At 71.8% G+C, this 16,661-nt stretch carries 16 protein-coding genes and 1 rRNA gene; 13 read left to right on the top strand and 4 right to left on the bottom strand.

All coding sequences use genetic code 11. The features are described from left to right. The first annotated feature begins 177 nt into the window (after positions 1-177). From rrf to ACWC09_RS34515, 3 genes are all read left to right on the top strand, one after another. Positions 178-294: ribosomal RNA gene (gene rrf, locus ACWC09_RS34525) — 5S ribosomal RNA — on the top strand. Positions 295-494: 200 nt separating this feature from the next. Further along, complete coding sequence (locus ACWC09_RS34520) at positions 495-1,718, top strand: hypothetical protein (protein WP_450854876.1); 1,224 nt, start codon at positions 495-497, stop codon at positions 1,716-1,718. After that, the gene (locus ACWC09_RS34515; RefSeq protein ID WP_450854875.1) at positions 1,610-2,407 is read left to right on the top strand and encodes a hypothetical protein; all 798 of its coding nucleotides are present in this window, start codon (positions 1,610-1,612) and stop codon (positions 2,405-2,407) included. The genes ACWC09_RS34520 and ACWC09_RS34515 overlap by 109 nt, the downstream gene beginning before the upstream one ends. Positions 2,408-2,452: 45 nt before the next feature. Here ACWC09_RS34515 and ACWC09_RS34510 read toward each other — a convergent pair whose 3' ends face one another. Then, entirely contained in the window at positions 2,453-3,745 is a 1,293-nt protein-coding gene (locus ACWC09_RS34510) for a DUF1015 domain-containing protein (RefSeq protein ID WP_450854870.1), read from the bottom strand. 72 nt (positions 3,746-3,817) lie between these two features. On the opposite strand from ACWC09_RS34510, the gene ACWC09_RS34505 reads away from it, so the two are divergent. Genes ACWC09_RS34505 through ACWC09_RS34490 form a run of 4 tightly spaced genes read left to right on the top strand, consistent with a single transcriptional unit; the run spans position 3,818 to position 7,821 of the window. Then, entirely contained in the window at positions 3,818-4,846 is a 1,029-nt protein-coding gene (locus tag ACWC09_RS34505; RefSeq protein WP_450854869.1) for an HAD hydrolase-like protein, read from the top strand. A 46-nt stretch (positions 4,847-4,892) separates the two neighbouring features. Beyond that, positions 4,893-5,936: a FecCD family ABC transporter permease gene (locus ACWC09_RS34500; RefSeq protein WP_450854868.1), complete on the top strand. Its 1,044-nt coding sequence runs from the start codon at positions 4,893-4,895 to the stop codon at positions 5,934-5,936. Next, positions 5,933-6,970, top strand: a complete 1,038-nt coding sequence (locus ACWC09_RS34495) for a FecCD family ABC transporter permease (protein WP_450854867.1) — start codon at positions 5,933-5,935, stop codon at positions 6,968-6,970. The genes ACWC09_RS34500 and ACWC09_RS34495 overlap by 4 nt, the downstream gene beginning before the upstream one ends. After that, positions 6,967-7,821 (top strand): ABC transporter ATP-binding protein, encoded by an 855-nt coding sequence (locus ACWC09_RS34490; RefSeq protein ID WP_450854866.1) that lies wholly within the window; start codon positions 6,967-6,969, stop codon positions 7,819-7,821. Before ACWC09_RS34495 ends, ACWC09_RS34490 begins: the two co-directional genes overlap by 4 nt. Here the strand turns inward: ACWC09_RS34490 and ACWC09_RS34485 are convergent. After that, positions 7,805-8,152: an SCP2 sterol-binding domain-containing protein gene (locus ACWC09_RS34485; protein ID WP_450854865.1), complete on the bottom strand. Its 348-nt coding sequence runs from the start codon at positions 8,150-8,152 to the stop codon at positions 7,805-7,807. The genes ACWC09_RS34490 and ACWC09_RS34485 overlap by 17 nt on opposite strands. Positions 8,153-8,194: 42 nt before the next feature. Here ACWC09_RS34485 and ACWC09_RS34480 point away from each other — a divergent pair, with 42 nt between their 5' ends. The 5 genes from ACWC09_RS34480 to ACWC09_RS34460 all read left to right on the top strand — a co-directional run bounded on the left by ACWC09_RS34480 (position 8,195) and on the right by ACWC09_RS34460 (position 13,474). Then, a complete protein-coding gene (locus tag ACWC09_RS34480) occupies positions 8,195-8,479 on the top strand; it encodes a hypothetical protein (protein WP_450854864.1) in 285 nt (94 codons plus the stop codon). Positions 8,480-8,486: 7 nt separating this feature from the next. Further along, a complete protein-coding gene (locus tag ACWC09_RS34475) occupies positions 8,487-9,302 on the top strand; it encodes a TlyA family RNA methyltransferase (RefSeq protein ID WP_450854863.1) in 816 nt (271 codons plus the stop codon). Beyond that, positions 9,299-10,204, top strand: a complete 906-nt coding sequence (locus ACWC09_RS34470; RefSeq protein WP_450854862.1) for an NAD kinase — start codon at positions 9,299-9,301, stop codon at positions 10,202-10,204. The genes ACWC09_RS34475 and ACWC09_RS34470 overlap by 4 nt, the downstream gene beginning before the upstream one ends. 162 nt (positions 10,205-10,366) lie before the next feature. Beyond that, a complete protein-coding gene (recN, locus tag ACWC09_RS34465) occupies positions 10,367-12,085 on the top strand; it encodes a DNA repair protein RecN (RefSeq protein WP_450854874.1) in 1,719 nt (572 codons plus the stop codon). A gap of 252 nt (positions 12,086-12,337) precedes the next feature. After that, positions 12,338-13,474 carry a glycosyltransferase family 4 protein gene (locus ACWC09_RS34460; protein WP_450854861.1) on the top strand — a complete coding sequence of 379 codons (1,137 nt, stop codon included), beginning with the start codon at positions 12,338-12,340 and terminating at the stop codon, positions 13,472-13,474. 9 nt (positions 13,475-13,483) lie between these two features. Here ACWC09_RS34460 and ACWC09_RS34455 read toward each other — a convergent pair whose 3' ends face one another. Then, entirely contained in the window at positions 13,484-15,124 is a 1,641-nt protein-coding gene (locus ACWC09_RS34455) for a PucR family transcriptional regulator (protein ID WP_450854860.1), read from the bottom strand. Positions 15,125-15,221: 97 nt separating this feature from the next. On the opposite strand from ACWC09_RS34455, the gene ACWC09_RS34450 reads away from it, so the two are divergent. Next, positions 15,222-15,857, top strand: coding sequence for a hypothetical protein (locus ACWC09_RS34450; RefSeq protein ID WP_450854859.1), 636 nt, complete (start codon positions 15,222-15,224; stop codon positions 15,855-15,857). Positions 15,858-15,933: 76 nt separating this feature from the next. On the opposite strand, the gene ACWC09_RS34445 is transcribed toward ACWC09_RS34450, so the two are convergent. Next, positions 15,934-16,650, bottom strand: coding sequence for a TetR/AcrR family transcriptional regulator (locus ACWC09_RS34445; RefSeq protein ID WP_450854858.1), 717 nt, complete (start codon positions 16,648-16,650; stop codon positions 15,934-15,936). Positions 16,651-16,661 lie beyond the last annotated feature (11 nt).

Genomic DNA, 16,661 nt, shown 5'->3' with positions numbered 1-16,661 from the left:
GTTGATAGGCCGGATCTGGAAGCACGGTAACGTGTGGAGGTGACCGGTACTAATAGGCCGAGGGCTTGTCCTCAGTTGCTCGCGTCCACTGTGTTAGTTCTGAGACAACGACCGTTGTCGGCTTAGAGCAGAACGCATAACAGAAAAGTGTGCTTGTTCGCTCGAAACCATTAGGGTTTCGGTGGTTATAGCGTGAGGGAAACGCCCGGTTACATTTCGAACCCGGAAGCTAAGCCTTACAGCGCCGATGGTACTGCAGGGGGGACCCTGTGGGAGAGTAGGACGCCGCCGAACAATCTTTGGAAGGACCCCTGGTCCCAGCGTTCAGCTGGGACCAGGGGTCCTTTTGTTTTTATAATGCTTGCAGTACCGAAGACAGGAGTCACCCATGTCCACCAACTCTCCCGACGACCGACCGGAGCGCGACCAGCGGCGACGGGACAGTGGGGACCGCGGCAACGGTGGTCGTGGCGGCTACCGCGGTGGCTCCGACCGTGGTGACCGTGGTGGTTTCCGGCGCGATGACAACCGGAGTGGCGGTTACGACCGCCGCGACGACCGCCGCGGCGATGACCGTGGTGAGCGTCGGGACAGCGACCGTGGTGGCTTCCGGCGTGACGACAACCGGGGCGGTGGCTATGGCCGCCGCGACGACCGTCGGGACGACCGTGACCGTGGTTCCCGTCCGGCCTTCCAGCGTGACGACCGTGATCGTGGACCGCGTCGTGACGACCGTGGTGACCGTCCTCCCTTCCGTCGTGACGACCGTCGTGACGACCGCCGTGACGACCGTGGACCGCGTCCGGCCTTCCAGCGTGACGACCGTGATCGTGGACCGCGTCGTGACGACCGTGGTGACCGTCCTCCCTTCCGTCGTGACGATCGCCGTGACGACCGGCGCGACGACAGGCGCGGCGATGATCGCGGCGAGCGCGGCGGGTTCCGCCGCGACGAGCGTCGTGACGGTGACCGTGGTGGCTCCCGGCGTGACGACAACCGTGGCGGAGGTTACGGACGGCGTGACGACCGTGACCGTGGCCCCCGTCCCGCTTACCAGCGTGACGACCGTGACCGTGGCCCCCGTCCTGCTTACCAGCGTGACGACCGTGACCGTGGCCCCCGTCCCGCTTACCAGCGTGACGACCGTGATCGTGGACCGCGTCGTGACGACCGTGGTGACCGTCCTCCCTTCCGTCGTGACGACCGCCGTGACGACCGTGACCGTGGTCCCCGTCCGGCCTTCCAGCGTGACGACCGTGATCGTGGACCGCGTCGTGACGACCGTGGTGACCGTCCTCCCTTCCGTCGTGACGATCGCCGTGACGACAGGCGCGACGACCGCCGCGGCGATGACCGTGGTGAGCGTCGGGACAGCGACCGTGGTGGCTTCCGGCGTGACGACAACCGGGGTGACCGTGGCGGGTTCCGTGGTCGTGACGACCGCGGTGGACGTGGGCCCCGGCGGGATGACCGTGGCGACGACCGGGGTGGCCGCCCAGGAGGCTTCCGGGGCCGTGACGACCGGCGCGACGACCGACGTGGTGACGACCGACGTGGTGGCGGTCGCTTCCGGGACGAGCGGGACCGGGACCGGGAGCCCATCAAGCGGCTGCCGATCCCCGAGGACGTCACGGGCGAGGAGATCGACAAGGACGTACGGCAGGAGCTGCAGAGCCTGCCGAAGACGCTCGCGGAGGACGTCGCCAAGAACCTGGTGATGGTCGCCCGGCTCATCGACGAGGACCCCGAGGGCGCGTACGGCTACTCCAAGGTGGCCCTGCGGCTGGCGTCGCGTGTCGCCGCCGTACGAGAGGCGGGCGGATTCGCCGCGTACGCGAACCAGAAGTACAGCGAGGCGCTCGCCGAGTTCCGGGCCGCCCGTCGGATGACCGGCAGTGCGGAGCTGTGGCCCGTCATGGCCGACTGCGAGCGTGGGCTGGGGCGGCCGGAGAAGGCCCTGGACATGGCCGGCGCCCCCGAGGTGCAGAAGCTCGACAAGGCCGGGCAGGTCGAGATGCGGCTCGTCGCGGCCGGTGCCCGGCGTGACATGGGGCAACTGGACGCGGCGATCGTCACGCTGCAGAGCCCCGAACTGGCCTCCAACTCCGTTCAGCCGTGGACCGCGCGCCTGCGGTACGCCTACGCCGACGCGCTGCTGGCCGCCGGTCGTGAGGGCGAGGCGCGGGAGTGGTTCGCCAAGGCCGTCGAGGCCGACCGGGACGGCAGCACGGATGCCTCGGACCGGCTCGCCGAGCTGGACGGCGTCGAGTTCGTCGACGCCTTCGACGAGAGCGGCGAGGACGAGAGTGACGCCGCGAAGCCCGAGGCCGACGACGAGATCGACCACCAACTCGACGACGAAATCGACGACGAAATCGGCGACGAGATCGGCGACGACAAGGACTGACGCATGAGCAAGGGGCGGGGCCATGCGGTCCCGCCCCTTCGCATGTCAGGGCTCCAGTGCGCGCAGCACCAGACCCGACGCCGGCTTCGGGCCGAAGGACGTCGACTTGCGGGGCATGGTCACGCCCTGGCGGGCCAGGTCGCGGACGATCTCCTCGCGGACCGGGTGCATCAATACCGCCGTACCGCCGTCGCGTTCCGCCTTCTCGACCGTGGCGGCCGTGTCGTGGATGTAGGCGATGTGGGCGGGGGAGTCCTCGGGGATGTGCCAGACGTGGTCGAGGAGCGTGGCGTGCAGGACCGTCGCGTCCAGGGTGCGCCAGGCCGCGGGGTGGTCGGCGGGGATCGTACGGGCCAGGAGGTCCGGGTCCGGGCGGTCGAGCAGATGGTAGGCGCCGTCTCCGGCGAGGAGGAAGGCGTTGCCGGCGCAGGCGGCGTCGGCGAGGGCATCCAGGGCTTCGGACAGGGGTGTGTCCAGGCGGCGTATGCGGAACAGGCCTTGTACGGCAGTCAGCGCGTCCGCGACCGGGAGGCCGTGCAGGAGGCGGTGGATGGCGCGGACGCGGAGGGGGTAGCGGGCCGTGTCGACCAGGAGGACCAGGCCGTAGTCCCAGGGGCTGGGGGACGGGTGCTCCGAGCGGAGGCGGCGGTAGGTCGCCCAGCGGTGGTGGCCGTCGGCGATCAGGGCCTGGTGGCGGGCCAGTTCGGACTGGACGCGGGTCATGTCGGAGGGGTCGGTCACCGACCAGAGGCGGTGGCTGTAGCCGTCCTCGGTGGTGGTGGCGAGGAGCGGAGGTTCGTCGGCCAGGCGTTCGACGACCTCGGTCGTGGCGGCGGTCGCGCCGTTGCCCCGATAGGTCAGGAGGAGGGGCTCGAGGTTCGCGGATGTGGCGCGCATCAGGGCCGCACGGTCGGCTACCACGTGCGGCATCACGTCCTCATGGGGGAGGACCACACCCTCCGAGGGGTCCGAGACCCGCAGGGCGCCGATGATTCCGCGCTGCAGCATGCCGTCGGCGTGCCGCTGCTCGTAGACGTACAGGCCCGGTTCGGGATCGGTCGCCAGGACGCCCTCGTCCTGCCAGCGGCGCAGGGTGTCGGACGCCTGTTCGTTGCGGGCCGTGGGGGTGGGGGCCTGGGGGAGGATGAGGCGGACGATGTTGTGCGGGTCGGCGTCCTGCAGGTGGTGCAGGCCGTCGGGGCGTACGACGACGTCGTACGGTGGCGACGTCACCGCGGCCAGGCTGCCGACCCGGTCGGGGTCGTAGCGCAGGCCTCGGAACGGGGTGAGTTCGAGGCCCCGGCGCTCCGTTGCTTCCGAGTGACCTGCAGTGTTCATCCCGGCATCGTACGTGTGTCAGTGGCGTGAGGGATGATCGGGGGAAAGCCGTCGAACGAGGAGCGATGCGGAATGAGCCAGAGCGTCAGGACAAGGCCCGAGGGCAGTGGCCAGGCCCTGAGCGAGGCGTACGACACCGCGCTGCTCGACCTGGACGGGGTGGTGTACGCCGGGGGCAATGCCATCGCGTACGCGGTCGACTCGCTGGCCACCGCCCGGGCCGGCGGGATGCATCTCGCGTACGTCACCAACAACGCGCTGCGGACTCCGGACACGGTGGCGGATCACCTGACCGAGCTGGGGATACCGACCGGCGCCGATGACGTCATCACCTCCGCCCAGGCGGTCGCGCGGCTGATCAGCGAGCAGGTGCCGGCAGGGAGCCGGGTGCTGGTGATCGGCGGGGAGGGGCTGCGGGTCGCCTTGCGCGAACGGGGGCTCGAACCCGTCGAGTCGGCGGAGGACGGGCCGGTGGCGGTCGTGCAGGGGTACGGCGGGCCCGAGTTGCCGTGGGGGCGGTTCGCGGAGGCCTGTTACGCCATCGCGCGCGGGGTGCCCTGGTACGCGTCCAACACCGACCTGACGATTCCGAGCGCGCGCGGGATCGCGCCGGGGAACGGCGCCGCGGTGGAGGTCGTCCGGATAGCGACCGGTGCCGAACCGCAGGTCGCGGGCAAGCCGTTGCCTCCCATGCACCGCGAGACCGTCCTCCGCACCGGCGCCGAGCGGCCGTTGGTGGTCGGGGACCGGCTGGACACGGACATCGAGGGGGCGTTCAACGGCGAGGTCGACTCGCTGCTCGTCCTCACCGGTGTCACCGACGGCGCCCAGCTGCTCGCCGCGCCACCGCAGCACCGGCCGACGTATGTCGACGCCGATCTGCGCGGACTGCTCACGGGACAGCCGCAGGTCATCGAGGCGGACGGGGGCTTCCGGTGCGGTGGATGGACGGCGAAGGCGGGCGCGGAGCGGCTGGAACTGGACGGTGACGGAGAGGCCTTGGACGGCCTGCGGGCGCTGTGCGCGGCGGCCTGGACGGCGGCCGGGGAGGGTGTGTGCGAGCTGGATTCGGGGAAGGCGCTGGCGCGGCTGGGGTTGTAGCCCTCAGGAATCGAGCGGCATTGCGAGGGTAGGCTAACCTAACTACGTGTTGGTCGACAGTCCTCCCGAACAGCGCGCGGAGACCGCCCCCGCGCCCCCAACCCGCCGGGTGATACGTGACCTTGGGCTGCTCGTCTCCCTGGTGATCCTGGTGCTCGTCGCACTGGCGAGCATCGCGATCGGGGCGAAGGGGCTCTCCCTGGAACAGGTCTGGCACGGGCTGTTCCAGGACACGGGGACCTACGGCGACGTCGTGGTCGACGAGCGGCTCTCGCGGACGATCCTCGGTCTGCTCGCCGGCGCCGCGCTCGGGCTGTCCGGGGCGGTGCTCCAGGCGCTCACCCGCAATCCGCTGGCCGACCCCGGCCTGCTCGGCATCAACGCGGGCGCGTCGGCCGCCGTCGTCACGGCCATCACGTACTGCGGCGTCACCAGCCTGACCGGCTATGTGTGGTTCGCGTTCCTCGGCGCGGCGGCCGTCGGCGCACTGGTCTGGTTCCTGGGCGGCAGCCGGGGTGCCACTCCGGTGCGGCTCGCGCTCGCCGGGACCGCGATCAGCGCCGCGCTCTACGGCTATCTGCAGGCCGTGATGATCACGGACGACGCGGCACTCGGCAGGATGCGCTTCTGGACGGTCGGTTCGCTGTCCTCGGCGACCGACTCGACGATCCTTCAGGTTCTGCCGTTCCTCGCGGTCGGCACGCTCCTCGCTCTCGGGCTCGCCCGGCCGCTCAACGCCGTGGCCATGGGCGACGACACCGCCAAGGCCCTCGGCGCCCACCTGAACCGCACCCGCGCGCTGTCCATGCTCGCCGCGACCGTGCTGAGCGGGGCGGCCACCGCCGCCTGCGGGCCGATCGCGTTCGTCGGGCTGATGGTCCCGCACGTCGTGCGGTCCTTCACCGGCCCCGACCTGCGCTGGATCCTGCCGTATGCCACCATCCTGTCGCCCGTGCTGCTGCTGGGCGCCGATGTCATCGGCCGGGTCGTGGCCCGTCCCTCGGAGCTCCAGGTCGGCATCATCACCGCGCTCATCGGCGGGCCGGTCTTCATCTTCCTGGTACGACGGCGGAGGACGGCCCAGCTGTGAAGAGCAACCGTGTGCTGAGGGCCCCCGGCGGAATCTCCCTGCGGCTGGACGTCCGGGCCGTCACCGTCGTCGCGGTACTGGCGCTCGCCGCGTTCGCCGCGAGCGTCGTGCTGATCGGGACCGGAGACTTCCCGATCTCGGCGGGCGATGTCGTCAAGACGCTGGCCGGGAACGGCAACGCCGGGCAGGAGTTCATCGTCAACCAGCTGCGGCTGCCGCGGGTCCTGGTCGGGCTGCTGGTCGGTGCCTCGCTCGGGCTCGGCGGTGCGCTGTTCCAGGCCGTCACCCGCAATCCGCTGGGCAGCCCGGACGTGCTCGGACTCGGGCAGGGGGCGACGGCCGGGGCGCTGGTGGTGATCGTGGTGTTCTCCGGGAGCGCGGCCCAGGTCACCGTCGGTGCGCTCGTGGGCGGGCTGGTCACCGGGCTCGCCATCTATCTGCTCGCCTGGAAGCGGGGCGTGCACGGGTATCGACTGGTCCTGGTCGGCATCGGCGTCTCAGCGATCGTCACGGCGGTCAACGGCTATCTGCTCACCGTCTCCGACATCGTCGACGCGGCCCGTGCGCTCGTGTGGATGACCGGCTCCCTCAACGGCCGTGACTGGGACCAGGTCTGGCCGCTGCTCGGGCTGTGTGCCGTGCTGGTACCGCTCGTCCTCGTCAACGCGCGTGGGCTGCGGATGATGGAGATGGGCGACGACGTGTCGAGCGCCCTCGGCGTGCGCGTGGAGCGCGTACGAGCGCTGCTGATGGTGGCCGCCGTCCTGCTCACCGCCACCGCCACCGCGGCCGCCGGGCCGGTCGGCTTCGTCGCCCTCACCGCCCCGCAGCTCGCCCGCCGACTGACCCGCTCGCCCGGCCCCAACCTGCTGTCCTCCCTGTGCATGGGCGCGGCCCTGCTGGTCACCGCCGACTGGGCCTCCCAGCGGGCTTTCGGGGCCGACCAGTTGCCCGTCGGAGTGGTCACCGGTGTCCTCGGCGGCGTGTACCTCCTGTGGCTGCTGGTCACCGAGCGCAGGGCGGGCCGGATATGAGCGGCACGAAGAACACGTACACCCGAAGGAGCACCGTGAACCGCCTGGCCGCCGAGAACGTCACCCTCGCCTACGACCAGCGGGTCATCGCCGAGCAGCTATCGGTGGAGATCCCCGACAACTCCTTCACCGTGATCGTCGGCCCGAACGCGTGCGGCAAGTCCACGCTGCTGCGGGCGCTCTCACGGATGCTGAAGCCGCGTCAGGGTCGGGTGCTGCTGGACGGGCAGGTCATCCAGTCGATGCCCGCGAAGAAGGTCGCGCGGACGCTGGGCCTGCTGCCGCAGTCGTCCATCGCACCCGACGGGATCACCGTCGCCGACCTCGTCGGCCGCGGCCGGTACCCGCACCAGGGCATCCTGCGCCAGTGGTCGACCGAGGACGAGAGGGTCGTACAGGCGTCGATGGCGCAGACCGGGGTCGCCGAGCTCGCCGATCGCCATGTCGACGAACTGTCGGGCGGCCAGCGGCAGCGTGTGTGGATCGCCATGGCGCTCGCCCAGCAGACGCCGGTGCTGCTCCTCGACGAGCCGACCACGTACCTCGACATCCAGCACCAGATCGACGTCCTCGACCTCTGTGCCGAGCTGCACGAGGAGCAGGGGCGGACACTCGTCGCCGTGCTGCACGACCTCAACCACGCCGCCCGGTACGCCACCCACCTCATCGCCCTGAAGGACGGCACGGTCATCGCCGAGGGAGCGCCGAACGACGTCGTCACGGCCGAGCTGGTCGAGGAGGTGTTCGGGTTGCGCTGCCAGGTGATCGACGACCCGGAGACGGGGACCCCACTGGTGGTGCCGGCGGCGCGGAAGGCACGCGCACGCGTGGTGGCTACAGAAGCTTCCTGAGCTGGAACAGGTCCAGCAGGCCCGCCTCCAGCTTCACCCGGCCCGAGCCCCAGGCCTTGGCGAAGTGCAGCTCGCCGTTGACCAGGGCCACCAGGTCGTCGCCCTTCATGGTCAGTCTGATCTGTGCCTTCTCGCGGGGACGCCCCTGAAGGGTGTCGTCGACCCTGATCCGCCCGCCGGTCATACGGCCGACGAAGGTGACGTCCAGGTCGGTGATGCGGCAGCTCACCGAGCGGTCCAGGGCGGCCGCCGCGCGGACGTCGCCCTCGGCACCCAGCATGTTGTCGGAGAGCTTCTCGAGTGCGGCGCGGCACTCCTCGATCGTTGCCATCGCGATCGACGGTACCCCAGCGCTTCGAGGTAGCGTCTGGGCATGAGCGACTCTGTGCCCGAGGCCACGGTGCGGGAGGACACGGTCGAGGTCGAACCCGAGTACGACCCCGCCGCCCCCGCCCCGTTGAATGTGGCCCGCACCTCCACCGGCAACGCCGAGGTCGACGTCCAGCTGGAGCGGCTCGGTGACGCCGACCACCTCGCCACGGACGGACACCTGGAGGTGTACGAGGATGTACACCGGGGGCTGCGTGACGCGCTGACCGCGCTCGACGCCCGCCCGGGACCTCCGGCGCCCCCATCGACGTACGAGAGCAGGAGCTGAACCGAACGTGGCAGGAGTCGCACGTCGCCGTCTGGACGCCGAGCTGGTCCGCCGGAAGCTCGCGCGCTCGCGTGAGCATGCCAGCCAGCTGATCGCGGCCGGACGGGTCACCGTCGGCAGGACCGTCGCGACCAAGCCGGCCACACAGGTGGAGACCGCGGCGGCCATCGTCGTCCAGGACGACGACGGCGATCCCGACTACGTGTCCCGGGGCGGGCACAAACTTGCGGGTGCGCTGCAGGCGTTCGTCCCGCAGGGGCTCGTGGTCGAGGGGCGTCGGGCGCTCGACGCCGGCGCGTCCACCGGCGGTTTCACGGACGTTCTGCTGCGATCGGGGGCCGCGCACGTCGTCGCCGTCGACGTCGGGTACGGACAACTCGCGTGGACTCTGCAGAGTGATGAACGCGTCACCGTCAAGGACCGTACGAACGTACGCGAGTTGACGCTTGAAGCGATCGATGGGGAACCTGTGGATCTTGTCGTGGGGGATCTGTCCTTCATTCCGCTCGGGCTGGTGCTGCCTGCCCTGGTGCGGTGTGTGAAGCCGGACGCCGACCTGGTGATGATGGTCAAGCCGCAGTTCGAGGTGGGGAAGGAACGGCTGGGGAGTGGGGGAGTCGTACGGAGCACGCAGCTGCGCGCGGAGGCCGTGCGCGGTGTGGCCCACAAGGCGTGGGAACTCGGGCTCGGGGTGAAGGGTGTCACCGCCAGCCCCTTGCCCGGACCGTCCGGGAACGTCGAGTACTTTCTGTGGCTGCGGGCCGGGGCACCCGAACTGGACCCGGCCGACGTTGACCGTGCAGTTGCGGAGGGGCCGCGTTGACACAGAACCGAGCTCGTACTGTTTTCCTGCTCGCCCACACGGGCCGGCCCGCGGCGATCCGCAGCGCCGAGCTGGTGGTGAAGGGGCTGCTGCGCGAGGGGATCGGCGTACGGGTGCTGGAGTACGAGGCCGCCGATCTGCCGCTCCCCGAGGAGGTGGAGCTGGTCAAGGAGGCCACCGCGCAGTGCCTCGAAGGGTGTGAGCTGCTCATCGTGCTCGGCGGGGACGGGACGCTGCTGCGGGGCGCCGAGTTCGCCCGGGCGTCCGGGGTACCGATGCTGGGCGTCAACCTGGGCAGTGTCGGGTTCCTCGCGGAGGCCGAGCGGGACGATCTCGACCGGGTCGTGGATCGGGTCGTCTCCAAGTCGTACGAGGTCGAGGAGCGGATGACCGTCGATGTCGTCGTTCACCGGAACGGCGACATCGTGCACACGGACTGGGCGCTGAACGAGGCGGCCGTGCAGAAGGCCGGGGCCGAGAAGCTGCTCGAGGTCGTGCTGGAGATCGACGGGCGGCCGGTGACGGGCTTCGGGTGCGACGGGATCGTGCTGTCCACGCCGACCGGGTCGACCGCCTATGCGTTCTCCGCGGGTGGGCCTGTGGTGTGGCCCGAGGTGGAGGCGCTGTTGATGGTGCCGATCAGTGCGCACGCGTTGTTCGCGAAGCCGTTGGTGACCTCGCCGGATTCCGTGCTGGCGGTGGAGCTGCTGCCGCATATCGCGCCGGGTGTGTTGTGGTGCGACGGGCGGCGGACGTTCGACCTGCCGCCGGGGGCGCGGGTGGAGGTGCGGCGGGGGGCTGTGCCGGTGCGGCTGGCTCGGCTGCATCACGCGTCGTTCACGGACCGGCTCGTCGCGAAGTTCGCGTTGCCGGTGTCCGGGTGGCGGGGGGCGCCTCACTGAGCCGGCCGTGGGGGGTGGTTTCGGAGCGCGGGCGGCTGCGGGTGGTTTGTGGTTGCTCGCGCAGTTCCCCGCACCCCTTGGGGCGTGACACTCCCCCGGGTGACAAGGGCACCTCGCACTCGCCCGGTCGGACCTCGTAAGGTCTTCATCGTGCTGGAAGAGATGCGGATACGGTCGCTCGGCGTCATCGACGATGCGGTGGTCGAGCTGTCGCCCGGGTTCACCGCTGTCACCGGTGAGACGGGCGCGGGCAAGACCATGGTGGTCACCAGTCTCGGGCTGCTGCTCGGTGGGCGGGCCGACCCGGCGCTGGTGCGGATCGGGGCCGAGAAGGCGGTGGTGGAGGGGCGCATCGCCGTTCCCGCCGGTGCCTCGGCCGTCGTGCGGGCCGAGGAGGCCGGGGCCGAGCTCGACGACGGGGCGCTGCTGATCAGCCGTACCGTTTCCGCCGAGGGACGGTCGCGGGCGCATGTGGGCGGCCGGAGCGTGCCTGTGGGACTGCTCGCCGACCTCGCCGACGATCTGGTGGCCGTGCACGGGCAGACCGATCAGCAGGGCCTGCTGAAGCTGTCCCGGCAGCGGCAGGCGCTCGACCGGTATGCGGGAGAGGCCGTCGCCGGGCCGCTCGCCAAGTACGGCGAGGCCTATCGGCGGCTGCGGGCCGTGGCGGTCGAGCTGGAGGAGATCGTTACGCGCGCGCGTGAGCGGGCTCAGGAAGCCGACATGCTGCGGTACGGGCTCGACGAGATCGCCGGGGTCGAGCCGCGCGCCGGGGAGGACGTGGAGCTCGCCGAGGAGGCCGAGCGGCTCGGGCACGCCGAGGCGCTGTCGTCCGCCGCCACGGCCGCTCACGCCGCCCTCGCCGGTAATCCGGAGGATCCCGAGGGGATCGACGCCGCGACGCTCGTGGCGGGCGCTCAGCGGGCCCTGGACGCCGTGCGGTCGTATGACCCGGCGTTGTCCGCGCTGGCCGACCGGATCGGTGAGATCGGGATTCTGCTGGGCGACGTCGCCGGGGAGTTGGCGGGGTACGCCGACGATCTGGACGCGGACCCCTTGCGGCTGGCGGCCGTCGAGGAACGGCGGGCCGCGCTCACCGGGTTGACCCGGAAGTACGGCGAGAACATCAACTCCGTGCTGGGCTGGGCCGAGCAGGGGGCCACGCGCCTCGGCGAGCTCGACGGCGACGACGAGCGGATCGACGAACTGACCGACGAGCGGGACGCCCTGCGGGCGGAACTGGGCGGACTGGCACAGGCGTTGACCGATGCCCGTGCCGAGGCCGCCGAACGCTTCGCCGCAGCCGTCACCGCCGAACTGGCCTCCCTCGCCATGCCGCACGCGCGCGTGTCCTTCGAGATCCGGCAGACCGAGGACCCGGAGGGCGTCGAGGTCGGCGGACGTGCGGTCGCGTACGGGCCGTCCGGTGTCGACGAGGTCGAGCTGCTGCTCGCCCCGCATCCGGGGGCGCCGCCACGGCCCATCGCCAAGGGGGCGTCCGGTGGTGAGCTGTCGCGTGTGATGCTCGCCGTCGAGGTCGTGTTCGCGGGGACCGATCCCGTGCCGACCTATCTCTTCGACGAGGTCGACGCGGGCGTCGGCGGCAAGGCGGCGGTCGAGATCGGGCGTCGGCTGGCGCGGCTCGCCAAGTCCGCGCAGGTCGTGGTCGTCACGCACCTGCCGCAGGTGGCCGCCTTCGCCGACCGTCAGTTGCTCGTCGAGAAGACCAACGACGGGTCCGTGACGCGGTCCGGCGTGAAGATCCTCGAAGGCGAGGACCGGGTCCGCGAGCTGTCCCGGATGCTGGCCGGCCAGGAGGACTCGGAGACGGCCCGCGCACATGCGGAGGAGCTGCTGGCGACGGCCCGGGCGGACGGGTAGCGGCGAGGGGCGGTACGCGGTCCGGGCCAGCGTCCGTCGGCGCGCGCCCGGAACCACCCCCTCCTCACCCGTGTGGGTGACCCGAAGCCCTGTCCCGGCGGTCTCCCGCCCCCTGCGCGTTGCCGGAACACCCGTACGTGCTGGCATCCTTGGCGTAGTACGTGGAGGAAACCGCGCGGTACATCCCCTCCGCCCGGTCCTTCTGTACCTTCTTCGTGACCGCCCGACGCCGAACCAGGAGCCCCCGGCCACGTGAGCCCCGTGAGCAGCCATCCGCCGCACGGTCAGTCACCGCTGCGCACCGTGCAGGTGCTGGGCGGCGGCAACGCCGGCAGCAGCGCGCATGTGCGCTCGCTGGCGTCCGGACTCGTCGCCAGGGGCGTGCGGGTGACGGTCTGCGCCCCCGTCGAGGCCGATCACCTCTACGACTTCACGGGCGTCGGCGCCGCACACGTGCATGTGCCGCGCAGCAGCGACCCGGGGTCCGTGGCCGTGTTGCGCGAGGTGTGCAAGGACGCCGATCTGGTGCACGCGCACGGCCTGCACGCCTCGTTCCGTGCCGTGCTCGCGCTCAGTGGGCGCCGGACCCCGCTCGTCGTCACCTGGCACAACCGCGCGCACGCCGAGGGCGCGCGGGCGCATCTGCTGCGGTTGTTGGAGCGGCGGGTCGTGAAGGCCGCCACGGTGGTTCTGGGGACCACGTCCGACCTCGTCGACCGGGCCCGCCGCACCGGCGCGCGGGACGCGCGGCTCGCCGCCGTCGCGCTGCTCGCACCGCACCGGTCCGCAGAGCCCGAGGAACCCGAACGCATCGGCTCCAAGATCCGGGCCGAACTCGGCGCCACCGGGCGCCCGTTGCTGATGGCCGTCGGGTCGCTCGACCGGCATCGCGGCTACGACACCCTGCTGGACGCCACACGCGCGTGGCGCTGCCTCGACCCCGTGCCGCTCGTCGTGATCGCGGGGGAGGGGCCGCTGCGGGCCGTGCTGCAGCGCCGTATCGAGGACGAGGGCCTGCCGGTACGGCTCATCGGGCGCCGTGACGACGTGGGCGACCTGCTCGCCGCCGCCGACCTCGCGCTGCTGCCCAGCAGTTGGGAGTCGCGCTCCGTGCTCGCCCAGGAGGCCCTCCACGCGCGCGTACCGCTCGTCGCGACCCGCGTGGGCGGCATCCCCGAGCTCGTCGGCGACGCCGCGGAACTCGTCCCGTACGGCGACGCGGAGGCCCTCGCCGACGCCGTGGCCGGTCTGCTCGCCGACCCGGAGCGGCGCGAGCTGCTCAAGGAGAAGGGCACCCGGCAGGCGGCCACCTGGCCGACCGAGGACGAGACGGTCGCCCAAGTGCTGAGCGTCTACGACGAGTTGACGCAGCCTCGCCCCCTCATCTAGAGGACGCTCCTACAGCACGTGCCGGCGGGCCCGCAGGGCCAGGCTCAACGCCAGTACCGTCTGCGGGTCGTCGAGGTCCGTGCCCAGCAACTCGCCGATGCGGGCCAGGCGGTTGTAGAGCGTCTGGCGGTTGAGGTGGAGCTCGCGGGCCGTCTCCGCCTTGCGGCCCGCGTGGGCCAGATAGGTCTGGAGGGTGGGCAGGAGGGGCGGCTTCGAACGGTTGTCGTGGTCCCGGAGGGGGCCGATCGCGCGATCCACGAAGGCGGCCAGATCGGGATGGTCGCGCAGCCGCCACAGCAGGAGGTCGATGTCGAGGCGGCGGGCGTCGTACCAGGGACGGTCCGTGAGCCCCTGGGCCGCTGTCGCCGTCTCGGCGGCATGCCGCAGTCCGGCCGACGCCGCCGCCCAGCCGCCGGCCACCCCCACGACCACCACCGGCGGCTGCGCCCCCGGCCGCTCCATGCCGGCCCGCTCCACCCCGGCCCGCAGCGCCGCCGCGACCCGGTCCGCCACGGCCGGCCGCTCCGACTCCGAACGCAGGCCCAGCAGGACGAGGACACGGCCCTCGACAGGGCGTACGCCCAACAGGACCGGCACCCCGACCGAGGCCAGCTCCTCGGACACCGCCCGCGCCAGTACGGCCCAGCCGCCGCCGGAGGAGAGGGCGTCACCGAGCCGCATGACCACCGGCAGCAGGGGGCTGTTGCCCGGCTTGAAGCCCAGCACGCGCGCCTGCGCGGGCGCGTCCTCGGCGGCGATACGGCCCTCGGCGAGGTCGGTGAGGAAGTCGCCGCGCCCGCGCGCCGCCAGCTCCTCCTCCTGCCGAGCCTGCATCAGGACGACGGCGAGGATGCCGGCGGCCCGCTCGGCCGCCATGCGATGCACGGGCACCAGGGGAGCCCGAACGGGCAGCAGGACCAGCCTCGCCCGCACCGACCCCGTGCCCGGGCCGCCTCCGGGAACGTCCACCAGCACCGAGCCGGACGGAGGCGCGTCCTTGTGCTGACCCCGCAGCCCCTCCCACACCTGGAGCGGATCGGCACCCTCGGGCCCGGCCCCGGCGGCGTACAACAGCTGACCGTCCGTCGTCTCCAGGAAGACCGGGTTGCCGCTGAAGTCGGCCAGGATGCCCAGCACTTGGGGCACCCCGCCGCCGCCCAGCAGGGCCTCGGTGCATCGGCGGTGCACTTCTTCGGCCCGCTGGAGAAGCGCGTAGTGGCCGTTGACGATCTCGGTGTGGATCTCCTCCGTCACCGCGACGAAGGGCACCTCGCGGTGCAGCTGGACGAGCGGCAGACCGGTCGCGCGTGCCGTGTCGACGAGGGCGGCGGGCAGGCGGGTGAAGCGCGGGCCCAGCTCCACGACCAGGGCCGCGATGCCGCGCTCGGCCAGGGTGCGGACGAACGCCCGCTGCTCGGCCGGGCGGGTGCCGAGGCCGTAGCCGGTGGTCAGCAGCAGCTCGCCGCCCTTGAGCAGCGAGGCGATGTTGGGCACCTCGCCCGCGTGCACCCAGCGCACGGTCCGCTGCAGCCGGTCACCACCGGCGAGCACCTCGGGCAGCCCACTGCGCAGCCCGGGCAACTCCAGCGCCCGCTGCACGGTGATCCCGGCGCCCTGGGTGTCGAACCTGCTGTCCATACCGCTGTCCATAGACGGACGCTACCTGCGGATACGGCTTCGGGACAGCTCCGGGCGGGGCGGCGACGGCGGTCATCGGGGGGAGGGTTCCGGGCCTCGTCGTAGCCCGGTGCGACATCAGGTGCCCGCCCTCAGGGCGTTCCACCTGCTGGTGCTCGCCGCGGCGGTGGCACCGGCGTCCTTCCTCGTCCGCCTGCTGTACCCGATCGGAGCCGAAAGCCTCCTGTCGGGCCTGCAGTTGTGGGAGTGGCCCGGCTGCGCCGCGGTGTTCACGCTCGGCATCGTCGGCTCCCGGCAAGGGTGGCTCGCGGCCGTGCCTGACCGGCTGCACCGGCAGTGCCGTACCGCGTCGCTGCTGGCCGTGGCGGGGCTGGTGGTCTTCATGCTCGGCCTGGGGGCCCTCGGCGGGGTCGAGGACGTGGCGGGAGGCTGGAACGGGCTGTCGCTCGGGTTCGCCGCCTTCGAGAGCGTCCTCGTCATCTTCGGCTCGGTGTGGCTGCTCGCGGTGGCGCAACGGCACCTCGACCGACCGCTGCGCGGCATCGGGCCGCGCGCCGGCCGCACTGCCTACGGGGCGTTCATCGTCCAGGAGCTGGTCCTGATCGGACTCGCCGTCGCGCTGCGGCCCGCCCCCGCACCGGCCGAGGTGAAGGCACTGGTCCTGGCGAGCGGCGGCATCGTGGGCTCCTTCTCGCTCGCCTGGCTCCTCATCGCGCGCGTTCGTGGGGTGGCCCGCGTCCTCTGACGGCGCGATGACGGGAATGTGTGCCAGGGACCGCCCAGGGCGTTGTCCATGGGCGGTCCCTGGCGCACATTCGCGATCAACGCAAGCCGTCCAGCATCAGGGTGAGGGTGAAGTCGAAGCGGTCGTGGCCCTCACCGGCGGTGAGTTCGGCGGCGTGGCGGGTGGTGTGGGGGAAGGCCTCGGCGGGCAGGGCGGTGAGCCGGCCCAGCAGTTCGTCGCGGTCGAGGACCCAGGCGGCGTCGTCCTGCGCCGACCGTCGGCGCGCGATCGACGTTTCGAGGCAGTAGGCGGCCACGTACAGCAGGAGGGCGTCGACGGCCCAGGCGGCGGCCTGCGGGGCGACGCCGCCGGCGAGCAGGATCGCGAGCAGTCCTTCGCTGACGCGCAGGGTCTCCAGGTCGGTGGGGGCCATGGCGAACGCGGCGCGGGAGATCCCGGGGAACTTCAGGTATTGGTCGCGCAGCTGGGCGCACACGTCGTGGATCTGTTCCCGCCAGTCCGCCGGGTCGGGCCCGGGCAGCGCCAGCTCGGCACACAGGCGCCCGATGAGCAGCTCGTCGAGGTCGGCCTTGTTGACCACATGGGCGTAGAGCGAGGCGGGTCCCGTGTCGAGCGCACCGGCCAGCCGGCGCATGGTCAGCGCCTCGTAGCCCTCCGTGGCGACCACGTCCAGCGCGGTGTCGACGACCTGTTCCACGGTGATCGGGGCCTTGCGGCGTCGCGGCCTGGGGTCGGCTCCGGCCTCGGGGTTCGGCGGCTGGTGGCGCGCCGCGCGTCGCTCTCTCGGGTTCACCCGGCCATCAT

This window comes from Streptomyces sp. NPDC001617 (assembly GCF_053596855.1).
The sequence above is the reverse complement of the archived record's forward strand: the minus strand, read 5'-3'. Positions and strand labels throughout refer to the sequence as shown.